Raw genomic sequence first — 14097 nt, 5'->3', positions numbered from 1 at the left:
GGTGCCCGTCATGAAGAAAGTGGGTCTGCGCATTGATGTGGATACCTGGAGTGGCACCCGCGAGGGTGTCCCTCAGCTTCTGCAAACTCTTGCAAATCATAAAATCACTGCCAGTTTCTTCTTCAGCGTTGGCCCGGATAATATGGGGCGTCATTTATGGCGCCTGCTTAAACCGCGCTTCCTGTGGAAAATGCTGCGCTCTAATGCGGCGTCTCTTTACGGCTGGGATATCTTACTGGCAGGCACCGCGTGGCCGGGTAAACTTATCGCGCGTGATCTCGGTTATCTGATGAAAGAAACTGCAAAACGCGGGCATGAAGTCGGGCTGCACGCCTGGGATCATCAGGGCTGGCAGGCAAAAGTCGGGAAATGGTCCGAGAAACAGCTGGAAGCACAAATCCGCCTGGGGCTGGATGCGCTCGAAAAAAGTTTGGGCCATGATGTCGAATGTTCGGCTGTCGCAGGCTGGCGTGCCGATGAGCGGGTTATCGAAGTTAAAGAACGTTTCCACTTTTACTACAACAGTGATTGCCGCGGAACGCGACCTTTCCTGCCGGTACTGGAAAACGGAACACTGGGCACTGTGCAGATTCCCGTGACGTTACCCACTTATGACGAAGTGGCTGGCGGCGAGATTAACGCCGATAACTTCAACGACTTTATTCTTGATGCTATTGCGAAAGATCATGGTGTACCGGTTTATACCATTCATGCCGAAGTGGAAGGCATGTCACTGGCTAAACAGTTCGATGAATTGTTAACCCGTGCGTCTGCGCAGGGGATCCAGTTTTGCGCGCTGGGTGAGTTGCTGCCGCAAGATCTCAGTACATTGCCAAGAGGCAAAGTGGTTCGCGCCAGTTTCCCGGGTCGGGAAGGCTGGTTAGGCTGTCAGCAAGAAGGTTTTTCCTGATGTCGAAAACAATTAAAGGCTTGTGGGGCACGCTGATTTTGGTGTTCTTTGCCCTGGTTTACCTTGTTCCTCTTAACACCCGTCTCTTATGGCAACCCGATGAAACCCGTTATGCAGAAATCAGCCGCGAAATGCTCCAGCGCGGCGACTGGGTTGTGCCACATCTTCTCGGGTTACGCTATTTTGAGAAACCCGTCGCGGGTTACTGGTTTAACAATATCAGCCAGATGATTTTTGGCGACAGCAACTTTGCCGTGCGTTTTGGATCGGTATTCAGCACGGCGCTTAGCGCGATTTTAGTGTTCTGGCTGGCGCATCTTATGTGGCGCAACCGCCAGACGGCTTACACTGCGGCATTGATTTATCTGTCCATGACGTTGGTTTTCGGCATCGGGACTTACAGTGTGATGGATCCGATGATCACGCTGTGGATGACGGCCGCAATGGTCGCAAGCTATTTCTGCCTGCGGGTATCGCGTACACCGCAAAAAGCCCTGAGCTGGATTGCACTCGGGCTGGCCTGTGGTATGGGTTTTATGACCAAAGGCTTTCTGGCGCTGGCGTTACCGGTTATTGCGGTTCTGCCGATTATCTGGCGCGAAAAGCGTTTCAAAACCCTGCTTGGCTGGGGGCCCCTGGCGATTGTGAGTGCGGCGGTACTGAGCCTGCCGTGGGTGCTGGCGATAGCACACCGGGAGCCGGACTTCTGGAACTACTTCTTCTGGGTTGAGCATATTCAGCGTTTTGCTGAGGCTGATGCTCAGCACAAGGCACCTTTCTGGTATTACCTGCCGGTGCTGTTTCTGGGGGCGCTGCCATGGCTCGGGTTGTTACCGGGAGCTTTGCGGGCGGGCTGGACTCAACGCGTCATGCGTCCGGAATTGTTCTTCCTGCTGAGCTGGGCAATCATGCCGCTGATTTTCTTTAGCATTGCTAAAGGTAAATTGCCGACTTACATTTTGCCGTGCTTTGCGCCGCTTGCCCTGCTGATGGCGGATTATTTAGATAAGATCCTTGAGTCAGGAAAATTACGTGCACTGAAAGCCAATGGGACCCTCAACATCGTGTTTGGTGTGTTGCTGGCCGTGGCAGTTCTGTTGATCTCCGGCATATTACCTTTCCACATCAAAGCCGTGTTCAGTCGTTCTGAGTTGCCGCATGCCCTGATCGGTATTCTGTGTTTTGCCGTGTGGGCGCTGGCTGGCGCAGTGTCGCTGACGGATTTGAAAAAGCGCTGGTATTGGGCTGCCCTTTGCCCGCTGGTGCTGGCATTGCTGGCCGGACAGGCTATTCCGAAAAAAGTGATGGATTCCAAACAGCCACAGCCCTTTTTGACGCAAAATATGGCGTTGCTGAAAGACAGTCGTTATGTGCTGACAGATAACGTCGGTGTGGCAACCGCAGTTGCGTGGACACTCAAGCGCAGCGATATTCTGATGTTTGATGAAAAGGGTGAGCTGCAATACGGTTTGAGCTATCCGGATGCCAAAGACAATTTTGTCGATGCGGCACATTTCTCACAGTGGCTGCAACAAGCGCGTCAGGCAGGAAATGTCTCTCTGATCCTCAGACTTGACCGTAATGCTGCGGTGAAATCCTCTCTGCCTCCTGCGGATCAAACGGTGCGGATCGACCGTCAGGCACTGTTATTCTACAAAAAACTGCCATGACCGGTTTCCTTCTGGTTCTTGTCGTCAGCGTTGTCACCTGTGCCGGTCAGCTTTGTCAGAAGCAGGCCGCACAGGTTGCTGCGCATGGCATGGCGAGGGTTTTACGCTGGCTCGGGCTGGCGATATTGTTGCTCGGTATCGCCATGCTGTTATGGTTACGTGTATTGCAATTATTGCCGCTGAGCCTGGCTTATCCGATGCTCAGCCTGAATTTCGTCTTGATCACGCTGTGTGCCCGATGGTTCTTCGGTGAAGTTGTCGATGGCCGCCACTGGTGCGGCGTCGCACTGATCATGTGTGGTATTGCACTAATGAGTGTCAGCTTATGAAAGGATACCTGTGGAGTGCGGGAAGTGTTTTGCTGGTAACGGCGGCACAATTACTGATGAAATGGGGCATAGTGCAGATCCCGTTGTTTTCACTGGCCGCTATAGATACTCCCTTTATTGTTAGCCATTTACATGCCCTGATTGCCGTTTTTATGGGGCTGTGTGGCTATATATTATCGATGGGATGCTGGTTCTTTGCCTTGCGTTACCTGCCACTCAACCGGGCGTATACCTTACTGAGTCTGAGTTATGCGCTGGTGTATATTGCCGCAGTAACGCTGCCCTGGTTCAATGAAAGCATCAGCTTAAGTAAAACAATTGGCGGGTTGCTTATCCTGTCAGGTGTCTGGCTTATCCACAGTAAACCGGTAAAAAAATCCCATTGAATGATTTTTATGACGATAAAAAACATCATTAAACATTGGATGACGGATAAAATAGCGCTAAATTCTATTAGTTCTTAGATAACGGCGACTTATCCGGCGCGCGTAAACCTTCGCGTCTGGTCAGGCCGTGATGCTATTCGAGAAGGAATGCACTATGCGCTGCTCATCCGTATCCATGTATTCCCTGCTGGCCGTTGCCGCATTAATTCTTAACGGTTGCAGCAGCCACGCTCCGCCGCCAAGCGGCAGGTTTGCCGATTCTATTACTGTCGTGGCCGAGCTTAACGACCAGCTCAGCCAATGGCACGGTGCCCCGTATCGTTACGGCGGATTACAACCGAGCGGCGTTGACTGTTCTGGTTTTGTCTTCCGCACTTACCGCGATCGGTTTGGCGTCGTGCTGCCGAGAACGACCGCCGACCAGACCAAAATTGGCACCAAAGTGCCACGTGATGAATTGTTGCCCGGCGACTTAGTCTTCTTCAAAACCGGCAGCGGTGAAAATGGTTTGCATGTCGGTATTTATGATACTGCCGATCAGTTTATTCATGCCTCGACCAGCCAGGGCGTGACCCGTTCTTCACTCGACAACGTTTACTGGCGAAAAGTGTACTGGCAGGCGCGCCGTATCTGACACGGTGCCCAATCGCATTCCCCCTGATTTCACTGCGTATTTCATCCTGTTTTTTGCTGTTATTATCAAAGCAGACTCATTCAGGATGAATATGCAATGAAACCTCTCAGACTATTACTTTCCGATTCTTACGATCCCTGGTTCAATCTGGCCGTAGAAGATTGTATTTTCCGCGAGATGACCACGCAGCGTGTGTTATTCCTCTGGCGAAATTCCGAAACCGTGGTTATCGGGCAGGCGCAGAATCCGTGGAAAGAATGCAATACCCGCAGAATGGAAGAAGACGGCATTCGTCTGGCGCGGCGCAGCAGTGGCGGCGGGGCGGTTTTTCACGATCTCGGGAATACCTGTTTCACCTTCATGGCGGGCAAACCGGAATACGATAAAAGCGTTTCAACCGGCATTATTCTCAACGCACTAAAAACGCTGGGTATCGATGCTATTGCCTCGGGTCGTAACGATCTGGTGGTACAGACGCCGGAAGGCGAGCGGAAAATTTCCGGTTCCGCCTATCGTGAAACAGCCGACCGCGGCTTCCATCACGGCACGTTACTGCTTAATGCCGATCTCAGCCGTCTCGCCAACTATCTCAATCCGGACGTCAAAAAGTTGCAGGCGAAAGGGATCACTTCGGTGCGTTCGAGGGTCGCGAATCTCAATGAGTTTGTGCCGGATATCAATCATGAGCAAATTTGCCAGGCCGTGATTGCGGCATTTTTCGACTGGTATGGTGGGAATGTAAAACCTGAAATCATCTCTCCGGAGGTGTTTCCTGACATTCCGGGATTCCCCGAAAGATTTGCTAAACAAAGCAGCTGGGAATGGAATTTCGGCAAAGCACCGGCCTTCAGCCATTTACTGAACGAACGGTTTATCTGGGGCGGGGTGGATATTCACTTTGATGTGGAGAAGGGCAACATCAGCCGTGCGCAGATTTTCACCGACAGCCTTAATCCCGCACCGTTACAGAGATTAGCCGCGGAGCTGGCAGGCACGCGCTATCACGCGCAGGACGTCGGGGAAGCCTGCCAGCGCATCATTATCCGATATCCGGCGATGCAGGCTGAACTCACTGAACTGCAAAACTGGCTGGTGCGTTGTATCCAGTAAAGTTGAGAATGCCGGAGGTCGGTGATGATGACGAATAACCTCCGGTTTATTATTACCTTAGCAAAATTACTCATCATTCTTAAAAGCCCGGTTGTGAATCCCGTCACTTGCGCAATATTCCATAAGACACTATAACCATTAGCTAAAATATTTAGTAACATGCTTTTTGGGCATTAGCACAAAATAAAGCAGGAATTCTTGTTGAAAAAGGATTGATAGCGCTCACAAGGCAAGTTGCGTGTTTTCACCTCTGGCGATAAGATTAGTCTGAAATCCCTGTGTTGACTGTTATAACCCCTAAAAAGAAGGCAATAAGGGAAAGGCGTTTTTAAAAAACTTTGAATCGCAGCCGCTCGTGTGGTCGTCTCTGTACACTTACAACCGGACAGGCTCTTTATTGATATCAATTTCTCTAATATTTCGGTTTCGCCTCGGGGCTCCGGTATCTTTATGATCTGATTGATAGTCAAAAAAGTTATTAATCAATTAGTCGTGCCGTTGATGTTTTGGACAAAAATGAAAATACAATTCGATACGGCCTTTAACAGCAGCTACCTGTGCCAGCCGGTCTATACCATTGACGGGAAATTACTCGCCATAGAATTAATTTGCCGTTTTTCCAGCGCAGACAGCAAGTTAGTCATGCCCACAGAACTGGTACTGAACCTGTTAACACCGCAGCAGTTATTACGGTTTCTTAATGAGCAACAGATATGGGCGGGTGAGCATGCCCGATGGTTTAGCGATAATCAGGTTATTTTGAATATCAGTGTTGAGGAAAAACAGGTGGCCTTATTGCTGGAAGATGAAAATCTCCGCAATGCGTTCAGCATGCATACTTTCATTCATCTTAATCTGAGCGAGTCGTTTCCGCGTCTTTCCGAAGGCAAAAATAACCAGCAACTGGTTGCATTAAAACAATATTTTCCACTTTGTCTGGAAAACTTCGGCTCAGGCACTATTAACATGGTGCCCGTTTTTGACCATCTTTTTCAGTGGGTGAAGCTCGACAAAAATCTTTTCTGGCAGCTCTGTGAGGGGGAACATTTCACTATCGTGATGCCCTCGCTGATAAGAAATGTTAACCGGTTTTGCCGTAATATCGTGGTCGACGGGCTCGACTCTCAGGACTATTTTGATGCGTTACGCAAAGTAGAAATACAAGGGGTGAAGGGTTTGCTATGGCCTGGTGTTGAGCCCGCTGAACTGGACAGCCTGCTTGTGCGGCCCACCCAATTTCACTGATCGTCGCAGGTTGTTTCACTCTCAGGATCCCGGCCAGCGCCTGCTGTGCCGGGATTTTTTATCACTCAAGGTCATAATCTCCCTGCATTCGCTCCGTGTTAATTAACGTCCCGCAGTCCTACACTATTAAAAAGGGGGATTTATGCCGCGATTTGAACATCATTATGCTGACCAGTTGCCTGACTTTTACACGCAACTGCAACCGACGCCGCTAAAAGGCGCACGGCTTCTTTATCACAGCGAACCACTGGCGCGTGAACTGGGGCTGGATGACTCGCTTTTCGATGCTCAGCATCGCGAATACTGGTGCGGTGAAAAACTCTTCCCCGGTATGCAGCCTCTGGCTCAGGTTTATAGCGGACATCAGTTCGGCCAGTGGGCCGGACAACTGGGCGACGGGCGGGGTATTTTACTGGGTGAACAGGTTTTACCTTCCGGAAAACGGTTCGACTGGCATCTGAAAGGGGCCGGGCTGACACCTTATTCACGAATGGGAGATGGTCGTGCGGTTTTGCGTTCTGTCGTGCGTGAGTTTCTCGCCTCGGAAGCGCTGCATCATTTATCGGTGCCGACAACGCGGGCGTTGACGATTGCCACCAGTGATGAGCCGGTTTTCCGCGAGCAGCCTGAGCGCGGTGCGATGCTGATCCGCGTGGCGGAAAGCCATGTTCGCTTTGGTCATTTCGAGCACTTCTACTACCGCAAACAGCCTGAACATGTCAGGCAACTGGCAGATTATGTCATCGCACATCACTGGCCCCGGTTGCTGGAAAGTGAGCCGGTTGACGCATCACGCTACCAGCAATGGTTTACCAGTGTGGTGGAACGAACCGCTGCGCTGATTGCACAATGGCAAAGTATCGGGTTTGCACACGGCGTAATGAATACCGACAATATGTCGATTCTCGGACTGACTATCGATTACGGCCCTTACGGTTTCCTCGACGATTATAAGCCGGGTTATATCTGCAACCATTCCGATCATCAGGGGCGTTACAGCTACGATAATCAGCCGGCGGTGGCTTACTGGAACCTGCATCGTCTGGCACAAACGCTATCCGGCCTGATGTCCACGGAACAGCTCCAGACCGCGCTTGGCGAGTATGAACCGGCGCTGATGAGGGCCTATGGCACGCTGATGCGCGGCAAACTGGGTTTCTTTACCGAGAATAAACAGGATAACGATCTGCTCACCGGGCTGCTAAGTCTGATGGCGAAAGAGGGGCGGGATTTCACGCAGACTTTCAGGTTGCTCAGCCAGACAGAACAACAGCAGGCCGCGTCGCCTTTACGGGATGAATTCATCGACCGTGACGCTTTTGACAGCTGGTATCAGGCTTATCGTCATCGTTTACAAACGGAAGATATTGATGATGCCACGCGGCAGGACGCCATGAAACAAAGTAATCCACGCATTATTTTGAGAAATTATCTGGCGCAGAAAGCCATCGAAAGGGCTGAAGTGGATGATATCAGTGCGCTGGAGCAACTTCACCAGGCATTGCGTGACCCTTACAGCGATGCGCCTCAGTATGATGAAATGGCGAAATTGCCACCCGACTGGGGAAAACACCTCGAAATATCTTGTTCGAGCTGAGATAAAAAATGCCACATCTGAATGTGGCATTTTTATTGAACCGTCTCTACTGGCGTAAGAAAACTTGCGGCAATGCGGTTTCCGGATGCGGGCAGACGTTCAAATCGGCCTGATACCAGCGGCTCAGTATGGCTTCGCTCAGTACGTCAACGGGCGTCCCGCTGGCGACCACTTTTCCGCCGTGCAATAAAATAATCCGGTCGGCATACAACGCCGCAAGATTGAGATCATGCAGCACGCAACATACCGCCAGCGGCGTTTGCCTGGTTAGCTGTCGCAGCAAACGCAACGCGTGTTGCTGATGATATAAATCCAGCGCCGATGTAGGTTCATCGAGAAACAACCAGCGTGAGGAAGGGGCGGGTTGCCAGAGCTGGATCAGTACCCGCGCCAGTTGAACCCGCTGCTGTTCGCCCCCCGATAAATGGCGATAATCTCTTTCTGCCAGATTCAGACAATCGGTTTGCGTCATGACTTCAGTCAGTGCCCGTTGCATATTTTGCTGACCGTGCGGTGAACGCCCGAGTGTCAGTACTTCCCGCACGCTAAAGCCAAACGCCAATGTACTGTTCTGACGCATAACTGCCCGGGTGCGCGCCAGTTCCTGTGCCGGCCAGTCATTGAGTTGTCTTCCCTGAAGCGAAATCTGCCCCGATTGTGGCATCAGGTAGCCGGTCAGCATACGCATCAGTGTTGATTTTCCGGCACCGTTTGGCCCAATCAACGCCACCATCTCTCCGCTTTGCAAGCTGAGTGAAACATCGTCAATTAACCGGCGGCTATTGACGGAATACGTCAGATTTTCTGCAACCATTGATGAAGTAAAGTCAGACATTACGCGGAACTCCCGGGCGCAGGATCAGCCATAAGAAATACGGCCCGCCAATCAGGCTGGTGAGCAATCCCACCGGCATTTCTGCCGGAGCAACCAGTGTGCGGGCCAGCGTGTCAGCGAGCAAAAGCAGGCAGGCACCCGCCATGGCCGATCCCGGTAATAGCCAGCGGTGGTCTGCGCCAATACGCATCCGCAACAGGTGCGGGATCACCAGACCGATAAAACCGATCACACCAGAAACCGCGACAGCAGCCCCGACCAGCAGGGCGCTCAGCAGCAATAATTGCAACTGCGTGCGGCGGACATTCACACCGAGATAGTGCGCGTCTTCTTCACCTAATTGCAGGATATTCAGGCGCCGCGCCATGAACAGGGACGCAACACAGGCTGGCAGGATCAGCGAAGAGGCCACAGCCAGTGTCGGCCATTGCGCCTGCCCGAGACTGCCCATGCTCCACAAAGAGAACTGGCGTAACTGCTGGTCATCACTGACGTAGGTCAGCACGCCGACAGCGGCACCGCACAGTGCATTGATGGCAATACCGGCAAGCAGTAAGCGCGATAACCCACCATGGCCGAAACGACTCAGTGTAAAGACGATGGCTGAAATGGCCAGACTGCCAGCAAATGCGCTGATCATATGGCTGTACAGGGCCAGCAAGGGTGGCAATGCCAGTGGCATCACTATAGTCAGGGCAACCGCAAGCGCCGCGCCGCTGCTGATCCCAAGCAGGCCGGGGTCCGCCAGCGGGTTGCGAAACAATCCCTGCATAACCGCACCGGAACTGGCCAGCGCGCAACCGACTACCACCGCCAGCAGCACGCGGGGAAGGCGGATTGTCAGCCAGACCTGCCATAAACTATCGCCAAATGGACGTGCGAGTAACGTCCTTAACGACAGTGACATCGCGCCGGTATTCGCGGCCATCACGGCCAGCACCAGCAGAGCGCCGCCAAGGCCAATCATCGCCCAAACTGGCGAACGGCGACCTGACGGCACCGGAGGGCTCATGCTACTCATTTTGCTTGTTCCGCAGCCTGACGAAGTTGTGCCATCACCGCAGGTGTTTGCAAACCAAAGCCCAGCAGGGACATATCATCGATGACCAGCACACGCTTATTTTTGCCCGCAGGCGTCATAGCAACACCCGGCAGTTTCCACACCTGATCCATTCCACCCAGGGTTTTAACTCCGTCAGCGGTCAGTAGCAGGATATCCGGCGCACCGGCAATCACCCCTTCCTGTGACAGCGGACGGTAACGACTGAATCCCTGCATGGCATTTTTCGCCCCGACAGACGTAATCATCGCATCTGCCGCAGTATTCTGACCTGCTGCCATAGATGACATGCCACCGTGGCTCATCACAAACAACATTTTTACCGGCAGGGCATCGTGTTGAATAGCAGAAATCTGCGAACGATAGGTCGCGATCAGTTTTTCACCTTCCGCCTGACGGTTCAGCGCTGCGGCAATTACTTCGATTTTATCCGGGACGATGTCCGCAGAAGGTTTCCCCGGCACACGCACCACTTTTACGCCGTTCTGCTCAAGCTGTTTTAACACCAGTGAGGGTTCTGCCAGTTCGCTGCTCAGCACCAGCGACGGGTGCATAGACAAAATCCCTTCAGTATTGAGCTGGCGCATATAACCGACGTCCGGCAGGGCCAGTACTGCCTGCGGACGCAAGCTGGTACTGTCGCGGGCGACCACTTCGTTGCCCGCACCGAGTGCGTAAACAATTTCGGTAACGTCACCGCCAATACTGACAAGCTTTTCAGCGGCATACAGCATCGGGGTCGCCAGCAATGCTGTAATAGCGGCCACCATTTTCAAGGTTTTGTTCATGCTGCAACACCTTCATTGCTAAGTTGTGCCAGTTGTTCCCGCCACTGAGTTTGTTCAGGATTGCCTTCGTTACGCTGACCGTAAATTTGCGCGATCTGCGTACCATCAGCGGCAAATAACTCCAGGCTGGTCACGAAACCGTCTTTGGTCGGCTTACGGGTGATCCAGCTTTCCGCGATAGCACTTTCCACCAGATGCAGGGTGAACTGTTTGTTGAAGACGTTAATCCATTCACCGTGCGGCATGACCTTTTCAATCGGACCGGTGAAAATTTGCACGCAACCCCGGTTGCCTACAAAAATCATGATTTCGTTTTGGTCATCTTTGGCGATATTCAGTAAACGCGTCAGCGAGCCGTTATCGACGCGCCATGCCAGATCATCCCCGACAGCTTTAAACGCTTGCTGGCGGGTGACATCGTGACGTTTCAGCAACTGGAAGAACTGGTGAACGTCGGTCATTGCACGCCATTCAGCATCGAGAGTGCTGGTGTCGGCGGCTGTCGTCGGAGCCGGAACTTCAGGGGCGACTTCAATTTGCAGCGGAGGATTGACGTCACTTTTGTACTGCGCAATCAGCGCGTCCCATGCTGCCATGTCAGTTTCATCGGTGTTATACACTTTATGAACGGCATCACCGTGCGCATCGAAGAACTGAATGCTGTGGCGAACGCCGCGGGCCGTGGTTTCTGACAGGCTGAAAATGTGCAGCCAGTGTTGCAGGAACAAACGCAGGTCCAGCGCGCGTGGATTAAGGATCAGACCGGCGTGACCGCTGAGATGCTGATTCTCATAGCGACCTTCCTGCTCGTGTACGGCAAAGTTGTTACGGGTGATTGACTTGGTGCCACCGACATTCTCCAGAGCAGCCAGCAAGCTACGGGCATCAACATCCAGACGCGCAGCATCATGGGAAACACGTAAAGCCGTTAACTCAGCTTCGCTTATCCGTAAAATTCCCGCCAGATCGCGGGCATATTTACCGGGATTAGCTTCTTTTGCCTGTAAATAGTCCTGATAGTGAACTGAATGCATTGCTGTTTCCTCGTTGTCTAAAGTCACCCGCTCTTTGGCGGATAAAGCTTGCGATGTTATGTGAATGATTTGTAAAAATATTTATGGCAAGAGTACGTTTAATACACGTGTGGTAATGGGAATTAATATCAATTTGATAATCATTATCAAATCATTACCTAAACACATCAAGAAGATTTTTGTCGCTGGAATGTAATTCTGTGGCGTTAACCCCTTAATTTAAGAGGGGAAGCAGGAGGGGATGCGCGGAGAAGCATCAGAACAGACAGAGGGTTACACGCCCCCAGGCCTGCTACTGACACAAAAAAGGGCAACCAAAGTTGCCCTTAAGAAGGTTACAGCAAAGTGATCAGAACCGGCTGTTTGTTGCCTGCGCAAGCATTGAGAGTAATGTCTCGGTGTCTTCCCAACTCAGACATGGGTCGGTAATCGATTTGCCGTAAATCAGAGGTTTGCCGTGAACGATGGGCTGTGTGCCTTCAACCAGGAAACTTTCCGCCATGATGCCCGCAATGGCAGTTGAACCGCTGATGATTTGCTGGCAAATATCTTCTGCTACCTCAAGCTGACGACGGTGCTGTTTCTGGCAGTTGCCATGACTGAAATCGACCACCAGCCGCTGCGGCAAATCGAATTCCGCCAGATTCAGGCAGGCTTGTTCGAGGTCATCCGCATGATAATTCGGTTTTTTACCTCCACGCATAATCACATGGCCGTAAGGGTTGCCGGCGGTACGGTAAATGGTCATCTGACCCTTTTTGTCCGGTGACAGGAACATATGACTGGTGCGCGACGAACGGATAGCATCGATGGCGATGCGGGTATTTCCGTCAGTGCCATTTTTAAAACCAACAGGGCAGGAAAGTGCCGAGGCCATTTCGCGGTGGATCTGACTTTCGGTGGTGCGAGCGCCGATGGCACCCCAGCTGATCAAGTCGGCAATATATTGTCCGATCACCATATCAAGGAATTCGGTCGCTGTCGGGATGCCTAGTTGGTTGACGGTCAGTAATACTTTACGTGCCAGCTCAATACCGTCATTCACACGGCAGGAACCGTTCAGTTCAGGGTCTGAAATCAGGCCTTTCCAGCCGACAACGGTGCGTGGCTTTTCAAAGTACGTACGCATGACGATTTCCAGGCGATCCTGATACTTTTCACGCAATACGCTGAGCTTGCCCGCGTAATCAATAGCCGCTTCTATATCGTGGATTGAGCAGGGGCCGACAACGACCAGCAACCGCTGATCTTCACCGCTGATAATCTTTTCAATTCGTTTACGTGATTCCATCACGTGTTGTGCGACCGACGGGGAAATTGGCAGTTTGTCTGCCAGTGCCTGAGGCGTAATCAGGCTGTCGATGCGCGTCGTACGCAGTTCATCTGTTTGTGACATCGTGTTCTCGAAAAATTTGTTTCTTCGCTGCGGCAGGAATACCGGGAAGTGATGCCGATCACAATAACGCAAAACCCGATGAATTCAACCATTGGCGGCAGGATATGCCATCTACATCAGTAAAAGGATTCAGAACATCCGGCGACTCATGCCGAAGCTGTCCATGATCTTCGCCGAAATCTCCTCAACAGAATAATTTGTACTGTTGAGGTAACGGATCTGATTTTTGCGGAATAAAGCTTCTACCTCAGAGACTTCCATCCGGCACTGGCGCAAAGATGCATAGCGGCTGTTTTCAACGCGTTCCTGGCGAATTGCCGTCAGTCGTTCCGGGTCAATCGTCAGGCCAAATAGCTTATGCATATGCGGTTTTAACGCGGCAGGTAACTGGATATTGTCCATATCGTCGGCGGTAAATGGGTAGTTAGCCGCGCGGATACCAAACTGTAATGCCAGATAAAGGCTGGTCGGCGTTTTACCGCAACGCGAGACCCCCAGTAAAATCACCTGCGCCTGATCGAGGTTGCGCAGGGAAATCCCGTCGTCGTGGGCCAGCGTGTAATCAATCGCGGCAATGCGCGCATCGTATTTACTGATGTTGCTGGCTGTCAGGCCATGCGTCCGGTTGGCAATTGGGGTAGGATCTACGCCCAGCTCATTCTGTAAGGGGGCGACCAGCGACTGAACAATATCCTGACAGAAACCTTCACTGTTTTTAATGATGTCGCGGATGTTGGGTGAAATGATGGAATAAAACACCAGTGGGCGGGCACCGGTTTTCTCAAAAATTTCATTAATTTGCCGGCAGACAGCTTTGGCGCGCTCTTCACTTTCAACAAAGGGGAGTGAATAGGTTGTGGCATTTACCGGAAATTGTGAAAGCACAGCATGGCCTAAAACTTCTGCTGTAATCGCGGTACCGTCCGAAATGTAAAACACGCATCTGTCCACAAACTGCTCCTGAGTTATCGCACTTCATTTATCTTCAACTTATCGCTTATTTAGTAATAACCAGAATTTCAGGAAATAAAAAGCGTATTCGTTCCAGCCAGCAATGTTCTGCTCATTGCTGCGAGACAGTGCGCAAAATGACTGTAATAAAT

At 51.7% G+C, this 14097-nt stretch carries 14 protein-coding genes; 8 read left to right on the top strand and 6 right to left on the bottom strand.

What is annotated here, in order from left to right; genetic code table 11:
• Positions 1 to 10: 10 nt before the first annotated feature.
• From arnD to AC1DUO_RS17265, 8 genes are all read left to right on the top strand, one after another.
• Complete coding sequence (gene arnD / locus AC1DUO_RS17300; protein WP_013576122.1) at positions 11 to 910, top strand: 4-deoxy-4-formamido-L-arabinose-phosphoundecaprenol deformylase; 900 nt, start codon at positions 11 to 13, stop codon at positions 908 to 910.
• Positions 910 to 2580, top strand: coding sequence for a lipid IV(A) 4-amino-4-deoxy-L-arabinosyltransferase (gene arnT, locus AC1DUO_RS17295; RefSeq protein ID WP_013576121.1), 1671 nt, complete (start codon positions 910 to 912; stop codon positions 2578 to 2580). The genes arnD and arnT overlap by 1 nt, the downstream gene beginning before the upstream one ends.
• Positions 2577 to 2909, top strand: a complete 333-nt coding sequence (gene arnE, locus AC1DUO_RS17290; protein WP_013576120.1) for a 4-amino-4-deoxy-L-arabinose-phosphoundecaprenol flippase subunit ArnE — start codon at positions 2577 to 2579, stop codon at positions 2907 to 2909. The genes arnT and arnE overlap by 4 nt, the downstream gene beginning before the upstream one ends.
• The gene (arnF, locus tag AC1DUO_RS17285; RefSeq protein ID WP_013576119.1) at positions 2906 to 3295 is read left to right on the top strand and encodes a 4-amino-4-deoxy-L-arabinose-phosphoundecaprenol flippase subunit ArnF; all 390 of its coding nucleotides are present in this window, start codon (positions 2906 to 2908) and stop codon (positions 3293 to 3295) included. Before arnE ends, arnF begins: the two co-directional genes overlap by 4 nt.
• A gap of 154 nt (positions 3296 to 3449) precedes the next feature.
• On the top strand, positions 3450 to 3929 hold the full coding sequence (locus tag AC1DUO_RS17280) for an NlpC/P60 family protein (RefSeq protein WP_013576118.1): 480 nt from the start codon (positions 3450 to 3452) through the stop codon (positions 3927 to 3929).
• 96 nt (positions 3930 to 4025) lie between these two features.
• A complete protein-coding gene (locus AC1DUO_RS17275) occupies positions 4026 to 5039 on the top strand; it encodes a lipoate--protein ligase A (RefSeq protein ID WP_013576117.1) in 1014 nt (337 codons plus the stop codon).
• A 516-nt stretch (positions 5040 to 5555) separates the two neighbouring features.
• Positions 5556 to 6284, top strand: a complete 729-nt coding sequence (locus AC1DUO_RS17270; RefSeq protein ID WP_013576115.1) for an EAL domain-containing protein — start codon at positions 5556 to 5558, stop codon at positions 6282 to 6284.
• Positions 6285 to 6426: 142 nt separating this feature from the next.
• On the top strand, positions 6427 to 7881 hold the full coding sequence (locus AC1DUO_RS17265) for a protein adenylyltransferase SelO (protein WP_013576114.1): 1455 nt from the start codon (positions 6427 to 6429) through the stop codon (positions 7879 to 7881).
• 46 nt (positions 7882 to 7927) lie between these two features.
• Here AC1DUO_RS17265 and AC1DUO_RS17260 read toward each other — a convergent pair whose 3' ends face one another.
• The 6 genes from AC1DUO_RS17260 to ppsR form a co-directional block, all read right to left on the bottom strand.
• Positions 7928 to 8716, bottom strand: a complete 789-nt coding sequence (locus AC1DUO_RS17260; protein WP_013576113.1) for a heme ABC transporter ATP-binding protein — start codon at positions 8714 to 8716, stop codon at positions 7928 to 7930.
• On the bottom strand, positions 8709 to 9737 hold the full coding sequence (locus AC1DUO_RS17255; RefSeq protein ID WP_162906064.1) for a FecCD family ABC transporter permease: 1029 nt from the start codon (positions 9735 to 9737) through the stop codon (positions 8709 to 8711). The genes AC1DUO_RS17260 and AC1DUO_RS17255 overlap by 8 nt, the downstream gene beginning before the upstream one ends.
• Positions 9734 to 10564, bottom strand: coding sequence for a heme/hemin ABC transporter substrate-binding protein (locus AC1DUO_RS17250; protein ID WP_112152174.1), 831 nt, complete (start codon positions 10562 to 10564; stop codon positions 9734 to 9736). Before AC1DUO_RS17250 ends, AC1DUO_RS17255 begins: the two co-directional genes overlap by 4 nt.
• A complete protein-coding gene (locus tag AC1DUO_RS17245; RefSeq protein WP_477988103.1) occupies positions 10561 to 11598 on the bottom strand; it encodes a hemin-degrading factor in 1038 nt (345 codons plus the stop codon). Before AC1DUO_RS17245 ends, AC1DUO_RS17250 begins: the two co-directional genes overlap by 4 nt.
• A 349-nt stretch (positions 11599 to 11947) precedes the next feature.
• On the bottom strand, positions 11948 to 12994 hold the full coding sequence (locus tag AC1DUO_RS17240) for a 3-deoxy-7-phosphoheptulonate synthase (RefSeq protein ID WP_013576109.1): 1047 nt from the start codon (positions 12992 to 12994) through the stop codon (positions 11948 to 11950).
• Positions 12995 to 13123: 129 nt separating this feature from the next.
• On the bottom strand, positions 13124 to 13945 hold the full coding sequence (gene ppsR, locus AC1DUO_RS17235; protein WP_013576108.1) for a posphoenolpyruvate synthetase regulatory kinase/phosphorylase PpsR: 822 nt from the start codon (positions 13943 to 13945) through the stop codon (positions 13124 to 13126).
• Positions 13946 to 14097: the final 152 nt, after the last annotated feature.

The organism is Rahnella sp. P4_A8 (assembly GCF_056402435.1).
The sequence above is the reverse complement of the archived record's forward strand: the minus strand, read 5'-3'. Positions and strand labels throughout refer to the sequence as shown.

Coding starts and splice junctions, on each gene's coding strand:
- arnD (WP_013576122.1), top strand. CDS start 11: ATGAAGAAAGTGGGTCTGCGCATTGATGTGGATACCTGGAGTGGCACC.
- arnT (WP_013576121.1), top strand. CDS start 910: ATGTCGAAAACAATTAAAGGCTTGTGGGGCACGCTGATTTTGGTGTTC.
- arnE (WP_013576120.1), top strand. CDS start 2,577: ATGACCGGTTTCCTTCTGGTTCTTGTCGTCAGCGTTGTCACCTGTGCC.
- arnF (WP_013576119.1), top strand. CDS start 2,906: ATGAAAGGATACCTGTGGAGTGCGGGAAGTGTTTTGCTGGTAACGGCG.
- AC1DUO_RS17280 (WP_013576118.1), top strand. CDS start 3,450: ATGCGCTGCTCATCCGTATCCATGTATTCCCTGCTGGCCGTTGCCGCA.
- AC1DUO_RS17275 (WP_013576117.1), top strand. CDS start 4,026: ATGAAACCTCTCAGACTATTACTTTCCGATTCTTACGATCCCTGGTTC.
- AC1DUO_RS17270 (WP_013576115.1), top strand. CDS start 5,556: ATGAAAATACAATTCGATACGGCCTTTAACAGCAGCTACCTGTGCCAG.
- AC1DUO_RS17265 (WP_013576114.1), top strand. CDS start 6,427: ATGCCGCGATTTGAACATCATTATGCTGACCAGTTGCCTGACTTTTAC.
- AC1DUO_RS17260 (WP_013576113.1), bottom strand. CDS start 8,716: ATGTCTGACTTTACTTCATCAATGGTTGCAGAAAATCTGACGTATTCC.
- AC1DUO_RS17255 (WP_162906064.1), bottom strand. CDS start 9,737: ATGAGTAGCATGAGCCCTCCGGTGCCGTCAGGTCGCCGTTCGCCAGTT.
- AC1DUO_RS17250 (WP_112152174.1), bottom strand. CDS start 10,564: ATGAACAAAACCTTGAAAATGGTGGCCGCTATTACAGCATTGCTGGCG.
- AC1DUO_RS17245 (WP_477988103.1), bottom strand. CDS start 11,598: ATGCATTCAGTTCACTATCAGGACTATTTACAGGCAAAAGAAGCTAAT.
- AC1DUO_RS17240 (WP_013576109.1), bottom strand. CDS start 12,994: ATGTCACAAACAGATGAACTGCGTACGACGCGCATCGACAGCCTGATT.